This window comes from Alteromonas sp. ABV2_168 (genome assembly GCF_056161165.1).
The window spans coordinates 112,985-126,835 of the sequence record NZ_JBSWYQ010000011.1 but is presented as its reverse complement, the minus strand read 5'-3'; the positions used below and the strand labels follow the sequence as shown (position 1 = coordinate 126,835).

9 protein-coding genes are annotated in these 13,851 nt (G+C 49.1%); 6 read left to right on the top strand and 3 right to left on the bottom strand.

Annotated elements, in window-relative coordinates:
• The 3 genes from ACXAH4_RS16345 to ACXAH4_RS16335 form a co-directional block, all read right to left on the bottom strand.
• A complete protein-coding gene (locus ACXAH4_RS16345; protein WP_474882664.1) occupies positions 1 to 1,989 on the bottom strand; it encodes a methyl-accepting chemotaxis protein in 1,989 nt (662 codons plus the stop codon).
• 378 nt (positions 1,990 to 2,367) lie between these two features.
• The gene (gene recA, locus ACXAH4_RS16340; protein WP_119500446.1) at positions 2,368 to 3,405 is read right to left on the bottom strand and encodes a recombinase RecA; all 1,038 of its coding nucleotides are present in this window, start codon (positions 3,403 to 3,405) and stop codon (positions 2,368 to 2,370) included.
• Positions 3,406 to 3,613: 208 nt separating this feature from the next.
• Positions 3,614 to 4,129, bottom strand: coding sequence for a CinA family protein (locus ACXAH4_RS16335; RefSeq protein WP_474850951.1), 516 nt, complete (start codon positions 4,127 to 4,129; stop codon positions 3,614 to 3,616).
• A 329-nt stretch (positions 4,130 to 4,458) separates the two neighbouring features.
• Here ACXAH4_RS16335 and mutS point away from each other — a divergent pair, with 329 nt between their 5' ends.
• From mutS to leuB, 6 genes are all read left to right on the top strand, one after another.
• Positions 4,459 to 7,032: a DNA mismatch repair protein MutS gene (gene mutS, locus ACXAH4_RS16330; RefSeq protein ID WP_474851166.1), complete on the top strand. Its 2,574-nt coding sequence runs from the start codon at positions 4,459 to 4,461 to the stop codon at positions 7,030 to 7,032.
• Positions 7,033 to 7,198: 166 nt separating this feature from the next.
• A complete protein-coding gene (locus ACXAH4_RS16325; protein WP_303574471.1) occupies positions 7,199 to 8,830 on the top strand; it encodes a CTP synthase in 1,632 nt (543 codons plus the stop codon).
• A gap of 58 nt (positions 8,831 to 8,888) precedes the next feature.
• Positions 8,889 to 10,181, top strand: a complete 1,293-nt coding sequence (gene eno, locus ACXAH4_RS16320; protein ID WP_119500443.1) for a phosphopyruvate hydratase — start codon at positions 8,889 to 8,891, stop codon at positions 10,179 to 10,181.
• A gap of 78 nt (positions 10,182 to 10,259) precedes the next feature.
• On the top strand, positions 10,260 to 10,919 hold the full coding sequence (locus tag ACXAH4_RS16315) for a hypothetical protein (protein ID WP_474882662.1): 660 nt from the start codon (positions 10,260 to 10,262) through the stop codon (positions 10,917 to 10,919).
• 268 nt (positions 10,920 to 11,187) lie between these two features.
• On the top strand, positions 11,188 to 12,747 hold the full coding sequence (gene leuA, locus ACXAH4_RS16310; RefSeq protein ID WP_119500442.1) for a 2-isopropylmalate synthase: 1,560 nt from the start codon (positions 11,188 to 11,190) through the stop codon (positions 12,745 to 12,747).
• The gene (gene leuB / locus ACXAH4_RS16305; protein WP_474882661.1) at positions 12,748 to 13,845 is read left to right on the top strand and encodes a 3-isopropylmalate dehydrogenase; all 1,098 of its coding nucleotides are present in this window, start codon (positions 12,748 to 12,750) and stop codon (positions 13,843 to 13,845) included. It begins immediately after the preceding gene.
• The last annotated feature ends 6 nt before the right edge of the window (positions 13,846 to 13,851 follow it).

The window sequence follows — 13,851 nt, the reverse complement described above, 5'->3', positions numbered from 1 at the left end:
TTACAACTTAAACTGTCCCGCCAAATCTTTCAGCTCGGTAGATACACCGCTGAGCTGAGTAGCCTCGGCAGCCAGCTCCTCTGAATGTTCGCTGGTCTTTTCACTCAGATTAATGATTTTAACCAGCGCCTCATCTATTTCAGTTGCCACCACGGTTTGTTGCTCAGTCGCTCTGGCAATTTGTGTACTCTGCGATTGAACAGTACTGATCGAGTGGCTGATATCCCGCAAGGAAGACACCACCAGTTCGGTTTTCTCTACGCCTTTTAATGAGCGCTCTTTACCAGCCTTCATCGCCGTGTCGGTTTCTGATGCCATCTTCTGGAGCTTTTCTACCATCTTGCGGATATCATCAGTGGAGTCCTGAGTCCGCGAAGCCAGCGAGCGTACCTCATCAGCAACGACCGCAAAACCTCTTCCCTGTTCACCGGCACGGGCAGCCTCAATAGCCGCATTCAATGCCAGTAAATTTGTTTGCTCCGCTATGCTGTTGATCACATCAACGACCGCGCCGATATTATCTGACTCCTGGCTCAAACCACTAACTGTCTGAACGCCCTGACTGATTGCGTCTGCAAGAGCATGGATCTCAGTTAACATGTTTTGTGCCTGCGACATGCCGTCTGTCGCCTGCTGCTCTGCTACGGTTGCGGCTCTGCTGGATTCGGCAGCATTAGCTGAAATTTCCTGTACGGTATGCGCCATTTCCGTTACTGCCGTCGACACACTGTCTACTTCAGTTCTTTCCTGATTGATTTCGCGGCTGCTGGCGCCGGACACATCACGCAAGTGGTCTGCGGCCTCAGCGACAGCTCTGGTATGCTGAACAATATCCTGTAGTAATGTATGAATTTTACCGGTAAATACATTGAATTGTTCAGCCAGTTGCCCGACTTCATCGCCCGACTTAATTTCAAGACGACGGGTTAAGTCACCATCTCCTGAAGCAATATCAGCCATAGCGTCTTTGAGCTGTAAAATCGGACGGGTGATCACTGCACCAGCAAACCAGGTAACTGCTCCGGCGATAACCAGTACAACCACAGCAACAATTAGTGAAGTATGTAACGCCTCTTGTACCGGCGCTTCAACCACGGCCTCCGGAACCAGTAATCCCAATGTCCAGTTCATTTGCGGCGAAGCTAGAGTGACATGTTTATAAACAACAAAATAATTTTCATTGTTGTATGAAACTGGCGTCATACCTTCCGGATGGCGGGCAATATCTACGCTTAAAGCTGCAAAGCCATCAGCACCTTTCAGGCTTTTATCAATGGACGCCAGTGGAGATGATAGTGGCAGGGCTTCCCTGCTCCCCGGGAAGTACACAATATTTTGTTCGTCATCGACAAGAAACGCAGCGCCGGCTTTCTCATATTGGATCTCTGACAGCATATCTGCGACTGTGGTGATGAGAATATCCACGCCACCCACTCCCAGAAGCTTACCATCCCGGTACACAGGCCCCTGAACCACCGTCGAAACGCTTCCATCCTGTGAATCTGTCGCCGGAGGTGTGACATAGATGCCCCCTTTTTCTACAGCGGTCAAAAACCACGGGCGCTGATTTGCAAAGTAATTATCTTCTTCACCCACACGGCCCTGCTCATAAAAATACTCTCCGGTACCGGCGGTACCGAAAAAAGCAGACTTAATGTGCTTGTCATTACTGCTGATGGCGCTGAATGACGCAAAAATATCGTCAGCAGCCTCACCACTTAACGTACCGCCACGCTGCGAGTGTTGAGTAAAAAAGTCAGTGAAGAAAGGATTGTTCAGAAATGTAGAAGCGACACCTCCGTAGGTAGCAAAGAAACCTTTTACAGATTCCGCTTCACTGGTAACGAGAAAATGGAGATCCCGCTCAACGGTCTGCCTGGTTTTATCGCTGACAATATTGAGCAGGAAAATCGTTGCTACAATCAGTAACAATGCGATAGCACCGCCAACAATGAGCACAAATTTTTTCTGAAGTGAGAGTGATTTCATAACGCGTTCCCGTGTTTGTGTTTCACCTTCCATATTCGGGAGCTGGTGAAATCTTTTTTATAAGTTTATGTTTTTAACGGCAGTCATCTTCACTTCTACAGTAAATTGAACGATAAAAAAGTGCATTCCTCGTCTTTTGTACAGTTCATTACCTACTGATTTTATTGTTCTTTTCATTAGATAACACTAATAAAAGGAGCTAAATGGTCTACAGAGGCCTTCTTACAGGACGGCTCGCCTTTCCGGGTATTGATTTTTTTAAAACCGGTTTTTCACACAAAAAAAGAAGCCAGCTTTTCAGCTGGCTTCTGATTTAATTTACTGTCTATTGATTTGTCGTTTCATGCGCAGCCTTTCACAGGCTGCCGGACATAAATCTTACAATTTCTCTTCTGTTTCGCCTTCGGCTTCTTCAGGCTTCACTGTTTTTTGAGCCAGTAACTCTGCGCGCAGCTTAGTTTCGATGTCATTCGCAATATCAGGGTTATCTTTCAGGAACGCCATTACGTTCGCTTTACCCTGACCAATACGGTCACCGTTGTAGCTATACCAGGCACCGGCTTTATCAACCAGCTTCTGCTTCACACCAAGGTCAATAAGTTCAGCTTCCTTACTGATACCCTCGCCGTAACGAATCATGAATTCCGCCTGCTTAAACGGTGGTGCAACTTTGTTCTTCACCACTTTCACACGGGTTTCGTTACCAACAACCTCATCACCTTCTTTAACCGCACCGATACGACGGATATCCAGACGCACAGAGGCATAGAATTTCAACGCGTTACCACCTGTTGTGGTTTCAGGGTTACCGAACATAACACCAATCTTCATACGGATCTGGTTGATGAAGATACACAGCGTATTCGATTTCTTGATGTTAGCGGTAAGCTTACGCAGTGCCTGAGACATCAGACGTGCCTGAAGACCCACGTGAGAATCACCCATCTCACCTTCAATCTCTGCTTTCGGTGTTAACGCAGCTACCGAGTCAACAATTACTACGTCGACTGCACCGGAACGAACAAGCATGTCACAGATTTCCAGCGCCTGCTCACCGGTATCAGGCTGAGAGACCAGCAGGTCGTCAATGTTTACGCCCAGCTTTCTTGCATAGACAGGATCCAGTGCGTGTTCAGCATCAACGAATGCACAAGTTTTGCCTTTCTTTTGCGCTTCAGCGATAACTTGCAGTGTCAGAGTTGTTTTACCTGATGACTCAGGACCGTAGATTTCAACAACACGCCCGCAAGGTAAACCGCCTATTCCAAGTGCAATGTCGATACTGAGTGAACCGGTAGAAATGGCTTCGATATCATGCGCCTGATTGTCACCCAGACGCATAATGGCACCTTTACCAAATTGCTTTTCAATTTGGCCAAGAGCGGCGGAAAGAGCTTTGTTTTTGTTGTCGTCCACGATATTATCCTCAAGATAATGACTGTCCGGTAGTTACCCTGTCGTATTACGCTGCCACTTTTACTTCTGTTATTTTTTAACTTCCGCAAAATATGATTCGGTCAGCGCTTCAGTAACTCACGAAACGTAATTCGAATGTTGAGTGCATTTTATACTGTATAAGCATACAGTCAAGTAAGATTTCACAATTAGTCTGTCAAATCCCGTTTTATACAGCAACCAGTCGTTGGTACAGATATGAAACTGCATGGGCAATGGCCTGTTCCCGCACCGCTAACCGGTCACCGGAAAATACGTGACGCTGCGTGATGAGTTCACCGTCTATCATAAAGCCAAACCAAACTGTACCCACCGGCTTTTCCGCCGAACCGCCGCCAGGCCCTGCAATACCACTCACCGACACGCCAACCTGCGCACCACTCTCCTGAACAACACCCTGCACCATTTCAGCTACAGTTTGTTCCGACACTGCGCCAAATTCCGCAAGCGTTTCAGCTTTCACTCCAATAAGTGATTGCTTAGCCTCATTTGAATAAGTGACCCAGGATTGATTGAACCAGTCAGAACTACCGGAAACAGAAGTTAATACGTAAGCAATTCCACCACCGGTACAAGACTCAGCACAGGATAAATGCCAGTTCCGCCGGCGAAGCACATCTCCGGTGGCAACCACCTGTTTAAGTAAGGCACTGTCTTGTGAAACAGTTGAAAAATCTGCGCTCATACGAATAATACTCACCAATGAATTAATTCCGTTGTACCATTTTACACATTTAGCGGACGCCGGAGTGATTAAGTTCAATCCTGTCGGGGAAGGAATTGCTTCGTGTTTCCAATGCAGTTCCATGCTCCGGCCGGAAGCGCCTGACTGAGAAGGCGCGCGTACGGAATACGAGGACTGCATTTGAAACCGTCTGCCGCAGGGAAGCGGCAGTCGAGGCCCCATGGATGGGTTTACGCCGTGTTTCAAATGCAGTTCCGTCTTCCGGACAATAGCGCCTTCGCAAACAGCATCAACATAACAAAGAGGTTTTCTTGGAATCACATACGCCGATGATGCGCCAGTATCTGGCCATAAAAGCACAACATCCTAATATTTTACTGTTTTACCGGATGGGAGACTTTTATGAACTCTTCTATGACGATGCCAAAAAGGCCGCACACCTGCTGGATATTTCATTAACAGCCAGAGGCAAATCCGGCGGTGAACCCATTCCCATGGCGGGAGTGCCTTATCACGCAGTGGAAGGTTACCTGGCGCGCCTGGTAAAAATGGGCGAGTCCGTGGCGATTTGTGAGCAGGTTGGCGATCCTGCCACCAGCAAAGGGCCGGTAGAACGTCAGGTTCAGCGTATTGTCACCCCGGGTACAGTCACCGATGAAGCACTATTAGAAGAGCGCCGTGATAACCTGCTTGCTGCAGTGTGTGGTCACAGCATGCAGTACGGCGTTGCCACCCTCGATATCAGCAGCGGACGTTTTCTGGTGGTTGAATGTGACAGCGATGAACAATTGCTGGCCGAATTGCAACGCCTTAATCCTGCAGAACTGCTTTATCCGGAAGGATTCGAGGGTTTACCTCTTATTGAAAAACGAAAAGGTTTACGTCGCCGTCCCGAATGGGAGTTTGATCAGCAAACGGCAACTGAGCAACTCAATCAGCAATTCGGCACAAAATCACTGGATGGTTTTGGGATCAACGGCTTAGATAAAGCCACCGGTGCAGCCGGCTGTGTACTGCAATACGTTAAAGATACTCAACGTACCGCCCTGCCCCATATTCGCAGTATTCATCGTGAACAGCAGGAAACACGTATTCAGTTAGATGCCGCCACGCGAAGAAACCTGGAATTAACCTCGAACTTATCAGGCAGTCAGGAAAATACCCTGTTCAGCGTGCTGGATTCTACCGCCAGCCCCATGGGCAGCAGATTACTTCAACGCTATTTGCACGCCCCCATTACCGATCATTATGAACTCACCCGACGCCAGCAGGCCATCGGAAAACTGATTGAACAGGGTCATGAAGATATCGCCGATACATTAAAACGCATTGGTGACATAGAACGTATCATGGCGCGGTTAGCCCTGCGTTCGGCCCGTCCCAGGGATTTCTCCCGTTTACGCAATGCATTTAACGAATTGCCCGGACTACTCGACCAGTTATCCTCTCTTGAGGACCCGTTATGTGCAGATCTGGCCAATGCTGTGAGCACCTATCCTGAATTACAAAGCCTGTTAAATCAGGCTATCGTAGATAACCCTCCGGTTGTCATCCGCGATGGTGGTGTTATCGCTGAAGGTTTTAATGAAGAGCTTGATGAATTGCGGGCGCTGTCAAGGGGAGCCACGGACTACCTGGATGCTCTGGAGGTCAGAGAACGGGAGCGTACCGGCGTCTCTACACTGAAAGTGGGCTATAACAAAGTGCATGGCTTTTTTATCGAATTAAGCCGCGCGAATAGTGGCGCTGCCCCGGCAGATTATATCCGCCGTCAAACGTTGAAGAACACCGAGCGTTACATTACGCCTGAGCTGAAAGAACATGAAGATAAAGTACTGACCAGTCAGGGCCGGGCGCTGGCTCTGGAAAAGCAACTTTATGAAGGATTATTCGATGCCTTCCAGCCTCAGCTTACTAAGCTGATAAACACAGCGGAAGCACTGGCTAAACTGGATGTGATTCAGTGTTTTGCCGACCGGGCGACCGCGCTCGACTTACATTGCCCTACCCTCACAGATAACCGTGAAATCACTTATGAAGCCGGTCGGCACCCTGTGGTTGAGCAGGTCATGACGGACCCGTTTATTGCCAACCCGGTAACACTGGACACCAAACAGCGCATGCTTGTTATTACCGGTCCGAACATGGGCGGTAAATCAACGTACATGCGTCAGACCGCTCTGATTGTACTGATGGCATACCTTGGGTGTTACGTACCTGCAGAAAATGCAAAAATCGGCCGTGTGGATCGTATTTTCACACGTATTGGTGCATCAGATGACCTGGCGTCAGGGCGTTCTACCTTCATGGTGGAAATGACCGAGACCGCCAATATTTTGCATAATGCCACTGAGCACTCGCTGGTATTAATGGATGAAATCGGGCGCGGCACCAGTACATACGATGGCTTATCTCTCGCCTGGGCATGTGCCTGCTTCCTGGCAAGGGAGATTAATGCTTATACCTTGTTTGCCACCCATTATTTTGAACTGACACAATTAGCTGATTCTGAAGAAGGCGTGGTCAATGTGCATTTAGATGCCGTAGAGCACGACGATACCATCCGCTTTATGCATACTGTAGAAACCGGTGCGGCCAGCAAAAGCTATGGCTTACAGGTTGCCCAGCTTGCCGGCGTTCCCCGCCCGGTAATCAATGCTGCCCGGGCTAAATTACATGAACTGGAAAACCGGGCACCACAGGAAGACGCCCCGGCCACAAAGACAACAAAAACTTCGTCAGATTCCGGTGCTCCCACGACCAGAGCCGGACAATCGGAAATGCACTTTACCGATATGCCTGACCCGCTGCGGGATGCACTGAATAATTTGTCTCCCGATGAGCTTTCTCCCAGGCAGGCACTGGATTTAATTTATACGCTAAAACGGCTAAGTCAGGCGTGATACTTAAGGCTTTATTAACTTACCTGAAATAAACCCGCCAGACCAGCAGGCAAACAGATTGTTTGCCTGCTACTCTTTCGCTATAATATTGCGCCGTCCAAGTGCTGAATCCCGTTTTGCCAACTCTCAGCACATTAGCCATACAATCCAAAGCCTTAGGTTTCGCATGACAAATTATATTTTCGTCACCGGTGGTGTCGTATCATCGCTTGGTAAAGGTATTGCTGCCGCTTCGTTAGCAGCCATTCTTGAAGCGCGTGGTCTCACCGTTACGATGTTAAAACTGGATCCGTATATCAACGTTGATCCAGGCACAATGAGCCCAATTCAACACGGGGAAGTGTTTGTCACGGATGATGGCGCAGAAACCGATTTAGATTTAGGTCACTACGAGCGTTTTATCCGCACCCGTATGACCAAGCGTAATAACTTCACCACTGGCCGGGTTTACGAAGAAGTATTACGCCGTGAAAGACGTGGTGACTATTTAGGTGCAACCATCCAGGTCATCCCGCACATCACCAACGAAATTAAGCGTCGCGTTATCGACGGTGCAGAAGGTCACGATGTGGCAATTGTTGAAGTAGGCGGTACAGTAGGTGATATTGAATCACAACCGTTCCTGGAAGCTATCCGCCAGTTAGGTACAGAAGTCGGCCGCGAGCGCGCCATGTTCATGCACCTGACGCTGGTACCTTACATGCCGGCTTCCGGCGAAGTAAAAACTAAGCCTACTCAGCACTCTGTTAAAGAGCTGCGTTCTATCGGTATTCAACCGGACATCCTGGTTTGCCGTTCTGTTGGCGCCCTGCCGGCTACCGAGCGCTCTAAGATTGCCCTGTTCACTAACGTGGCAGATAAAGCCGTTATCTCACTGAAAGACGTAGACAGCATCTACCGTATCCCGGCTGCGCTTAAAGCACAGGGTATGGACCAGCTGGTTGTTGACCGTTTCCGTCTGGATTGCAAAGAAGCCGATCTGACCGAATGGGAACAGGTACTTTATGCAGAGTCTAACCCTACTGCAGAAGTGAATATCGGTATGGTGGGCAAATATGTTGAACTGCCTGACGCGTACAAATCTGTCAATGAAGCATTAAAACATGCTGGTCTGAAAAACCGCCTGACAGTGAATATTCACTATGTCGATTCTCAGGACGTTGAAACAAAAGGTACACAAATTTTAGAACACCTGGATGCTATCTTAGTACCCGGCGGTTTCGGCGAGCGCGGTATCGAAGGCAAAATTGCAGCAGCACGCTATGCCCGCGAGAATAAAGTCCCTTATCTGGGTATTTGTCTGGGTATGCAGGTTGCTTTAATTGAATTTGCCCGCAATGTAGCTGGTATGGAAAACGCAAACAGCACCGAATTCGATCCCAAAACACCGTTCCCGGTTGTTGGCCTGATCACCGAATGGCTGGATGCAGACGGCTCTACCGAACAGCGTGATGCCTCTTCAGATTTAGGCGGCACCATGCGTTTAGGCAGCCAGCTTTGTCACCTGATCCCGGGCAGCAAAGTCTGTGAAACCTACGGCAGCGAAGAGATTTACGAACGTCACCGTCACCGTTACGAAGTAAATAATAACCTTCGTGACCAGATTGAAGCTGCAGGCTTGAAAGTAAGTGGTTTGTCCACCGACAAACGCCTTGTAGAAGTGATCGAAATCCCTGACCATCCATGGTTTGTTGCCGGTCAGTTCCACCCTGAGTTTACTTCTACGCCCCGTGATGGCCACCCGCTGTTTAAAGGATTTGTAGAAGCTGCCGGGAAATACCAGAAAGAAAATCACTGATTCTAAAAAGCAGAAGGCTTACTCCCGTTGCCTTTTGCACAAACGTTGAGGAAATAAAATGGCGAAGATTGCTCGCATTGTAGGACGCGAAATCCTGGACTCTCGTGGTAACCCCACTGTAGAGGCAGACGTTTACCTTGATTCAGGCGCAATGGGTCGTGCCGCTGCACCATCCGGTGCATCAACTGGTTCACGTGAAGCACTGGAACTGCGTGACGGTGATAAAAGCCGTTACCTGGGCAAAGGCGTAGAAAAAGCCGTTGCTGCAGTAAACGACATCATTGCTCCGGCGCTGGCTGGCATGGATCCACTGGCACAAACTGACGTTGATAACAAAATGTTAGAGCTGGACGGTACAGAGAACAAAGAAAAGCTGGGTGCAAATGCGATCCTGGCGGTTTCTCTGGCTGTTGCCAAAGCGGCTGCAATTGAAAAAGGCGTTGCACTTTACGAGCACATCGCTGACTTAAACGGTACGTCAGGTCAGTACTCTATGCCTGTACCTATGATGAACATCATCAACGGTGGTGAGCACGCTGACAACAACGTAGACATTCAGGAATTCATGGTTCAGCCAGTTGGTGCCAAGAGCTTCAAAGAAGCCCTGCGCATGGGTGCGGAAATTTTCCATAACCTGAAAAAAGTACTGTCTGCTAAAGGCCTGAACACAGCAGTAGGTGACGAAGGTGGTTTTGCACCTAACCTGAGCTCTAACGCTGAAGCGCTGGCTGTTATTGTAGAAGCCGTTGAAAAAGCGGGCTACAAAATGAACGAAGACATCACGCTGGCACTGGACTGTGCGGCGTCGGAATTCTACAAAGACGGCAAATATGTCCTGTCTGGTGAAGACAAATCTTTTGACTCAGAAACCTTTGGTGACTACCTGGCTGAACTGGCTGAACAGTACCCTATCGTTTCTATCGAAGACGGTCTGGACGAGAGTGACTGGGACGGTTGGGCAAGCCTGACTAAGAAGATTGGTGACAAAGTACAACTGGTTGGTGACGACCTGTTTGTGACTAACACCAAAATCCTGTCCCGTGGTATCGAGAATGGTATCGGTAACTCTATCCTGATTAAATTCAACCAGATCGGTTCACTGACCGAAACCCTGAATGCAATCAAGATGGCGAAAGATGCCGGCTTCACTGCGGTTATCTCTCACCGTTCAGGCGAAACCGAAGATGCGACTATCGCTGACCTGGCGGTTGGTACTGCAGCGGGTCAAATCAAGACCGGTTCTCTGTGCCGTTCTGACCGTGTTGCCAAGTACAACCAGTTACTGCGTATCGAGCAGGCACTGGGCGACAAAGCGGTTTATCCGGGTCGCAGTGCAATCAAAGGTCAATAATGACTATGAACGGGTAGCGCTGGCTACCCGTTCTTTTTAATGCTACTTTACTGATATTCTTCATAATCCTTTGTAGCCATGTCGTCAGGTTCTCACACGTCGTCCAGTCAGACTGATATTTTTGCTGCCACCGGCGCAACCGACGATTCTCCGGTCTTCACAGAAATTTGTAATGCCCTTTACGAGCGCGAGTTGCTAGTGCTTTCACAAGCGTCCGCTGCGCAGATATCCTACCTCCAACGCAGACTGGCCGCACTTCCTCACCGGATCCAACGGGCAGCCCACTATCTGGCAAACCACAAAACACCGCTTGCAGTAGACAGTCACAACGGTACCTGGCAATGTAAACAGGCACCTAAATGTCCAGCCCATAAAATTACGCCGGAGGACACGCAAACCTGGTATACAGGCCATGCAGCCTATGGTTTACCCGTACCGGTAAGATTACTTCGCTTTGATGAAGAGCATATCGAGCTGGACTCTATTGACCGTGTTCAGCCTGAGAATGAAATGGTGCACACCAATAAGTATGGCTGGTTTACTTTTGATGGTGTGAGTCAGGCTAACAATACAGACACCGACTATACACTACTGAAACCCACCAAAGCTGTGATGGCTGCCGCATGCTGCGGACACCGCTGGAATCACAAAGGCAGACTGGCCCCACGCACACTCTCATTAAGAGAATTATTGCTTTCCACCACGGTAAAGTGGAAAAAATTCACCTTAAATACCTGACCAACCAAACAGAGTTAGGATAAATATAACCAATTATTATATTCATGATGGCAAAGAAAGGTTGACCTGTGGCCCCTGTATGGTTACATTGACGGCTATCAATTGGATGCCCGTGAAATTCGCATAATTATGCAACATTTTTTACTTTCTCTTCTACTCCTTATGGCAGCAAGACTGCACGGGTAGAATGCATCCAGTAAGAGGAATTACAATAAACCCGTGCATCGCACGGGTTTTTTTTTACTAATTATCACCACGAGTACAAGCCATGACGAATCAGGTAAAAATCTTTGATACCACGTTACGCGACGGCGAGCAGGCACTGCCCGCCAGTTTAAGTGCCAAAGAAAAATTGCAGATCGCTCTGGCCCTCGAACGTCTGGGCGTAGACATCATCGAAGCGGGTTTCCCGGTATCTTCGCCGGGTGATTTTAAATCCGTGCAGATGATCGCCCGCGAAGTGAAAAACAGTGTGGTTTGCGGTTTATCCCGTGCCCTTGAAAAAGACATCGATGCATGTGGCCAGGCGCTGAGTGTCGCTGAACAATTCCGTATCCATACCTTTATCGCCACATCTGAAATTCATGTTGGCGCCAAACTCAGAAAATCACAGGACGAAGTCGTTGATATGGCAGTAGCTGCAGTAAAGCATGCCCGCCGCTACACCGATGATGTGGAATTTTCCTGTGAAGATGCCGGCCGTACCCACATCGATTATCTTTGCCGCATGGTTGAAGCCGCCATCAATGCCGGTGCCACTACCGTAAATATTCCGGATACCGTGGGCTACACAACACCCACCGAGTTCGGCGGCATCATCGGCAACCTGTTTAACCGCGTACCGAATATCGATAAAGCCACGATTTCCGTGCACTGTCACAACGATTTAGGTCTGGCGGTTGCCAACTCGCTGGCGGCTGTCGAGCAAGGTGCACGTCAGGTAGAATGTACCATTAACGGTATCGGTGAGCGTGCAGGAAACTGTTCACTGGAAGAAATCGCGATGATACTGCAAACCCGCGAAGCCATGCTGGGCATGCAAACCAACATCAATTCCACTGAAATTTTCCGTACCTCCAAGCTGGTCAGCCAGTTGTGTAATATGCCGGTTCAGTCGAACAAAGCCATTGTGGGCGCGAATGCCTTCAGTCACTCCTCAGGTATCCACCAGGACGGTGTATTAAAAGCGCAAAATACCTATGAAATCATGACACCGGAAAGTGTGGGTATTAACAAAAACAACCTGAACCTGACATCACGCTCCGGTCGTCACGTTATCAAGCACCGTTTGACAGAGTTGGGCTACAAGGCGGAAGACTACGACCTGGAAACGGTTTACACCGCATTCCTTGCGCTGGCCGATAAGAAAGGTCAGGTTTACGACTATGATTTGGAAGCCTTGCTGTTTTTCGATCAGCAAAAACACGAAGACGCGTATTACCAGCTGTCTTATCTGCAGGCCAACTCTGGCCGGGAAATCATTCCCAGTGCCACTGTACGTTTACAGGTCGGCAGCGAAACCGTTACCAAAACAGCCATCGGTAACGGTCCGGTGGATGCCGCCTTTAATGCCATTATTTCTATTCTGGGCCATGAAGACCTGGAAGTGGTGGACTTCAAACTGGACTCGAAAGGTGAAGGTGCTGACGCCCTTGCCCAGGTCGGTGTTATCGCCGAGTACAAAGGCCGCCGTTTCCACGGTATCGGCCTGGCCACAGACATTGTCGAAGCCGGGGTTAAAGCCCTTATCTTCGTACTGAACAATACACATGTTGCTGACCAGATTGATCAGCAAAAGATTCAACAAGAACGCGTTGCAGGAGTATAAATGAGCGAATTCAATATTGCCGTACTCGCCGGAGACGGTATCGGCCCGGAAGTCATGCAGGAAGCCAACAAGGTCCTGGATGCCGTTGAGAGCAAATTCAAAGTGACTTTCAACCGGACCGCGTATCCGGTAGGTGGCTATGCCATTGATACTGAAGGTGAAGCATTACCGCCAGCCACTCTGCAAGGTTGTGAACAGGCCGACGCGATTTTATTCGGCTCAATCGGTGGACCAAAATGGGATTCCCTGCCACTGGAACAACGCCCTGAACGCGCAGCACTGTTAACCCTTCGCAGTCATTTCGATTTATTCAGTAACCTGCGTCCTGCCAAAATTTATCCGGGTCTTGAGAACTTATCCCCGCTGCGTGCAGACATTGCTGCCAGCGGTGTGGATGTACTGGTTGTCCGCGAGCTGACCAGCGGTATCTATTTCGGTCAGCCCAAAGGCCGTGACGGCGAAGGTGAAGAAGAATACGCCTTTGATACTATGCGCTACTCCAAACGGGAAATTCGCAGAATCGCGGTATCAGCCTTCGAAGCTGCGCAAAAGCGCCGTGGCAAAGTTACCTCGGTAGATAAAGCCAACGTACTGGTATGCAGCCGTTTGTGGCGCGAAGTCACTGAAGAAGTCGCCAAAAACTATCCTGATGTGGAACTTGAGCACATCTATATTGATAACGCGACCATGCAGGTGATGAAAAACCCGGCCCAGTTCGACGTGATGTTATGCTCTAACCTGTTCGGCGACATCATTTCAGACGAATGCGCCATGATGACCGGTTCTATGGGCCTGCTGGCATCAGCCAGTATGAACGAAGAAGGCTTTGGCTTATACGAGCCGGCCGGTGGTTCAGCACCGGATATTGCCGGCCAGGGTATTGCTAACCCTATCGCTCAGGTGCTGTCAGCAGCCATGATGTTGCGTTTCAGCTTAAACCTGCAAGATGCTGCAGACGCTATCGAAAAAGCGGTTGTAGCCACGTTAGAAGCCGGTGTATTAACCGGTGAATTGTTACCTGAGAATAAACGCGCACAAGCGTCCACCACGGCTCAGGTCGGCGATGAAATTGTCAAACAGATTTTAAATCAGGAGTAACAGACC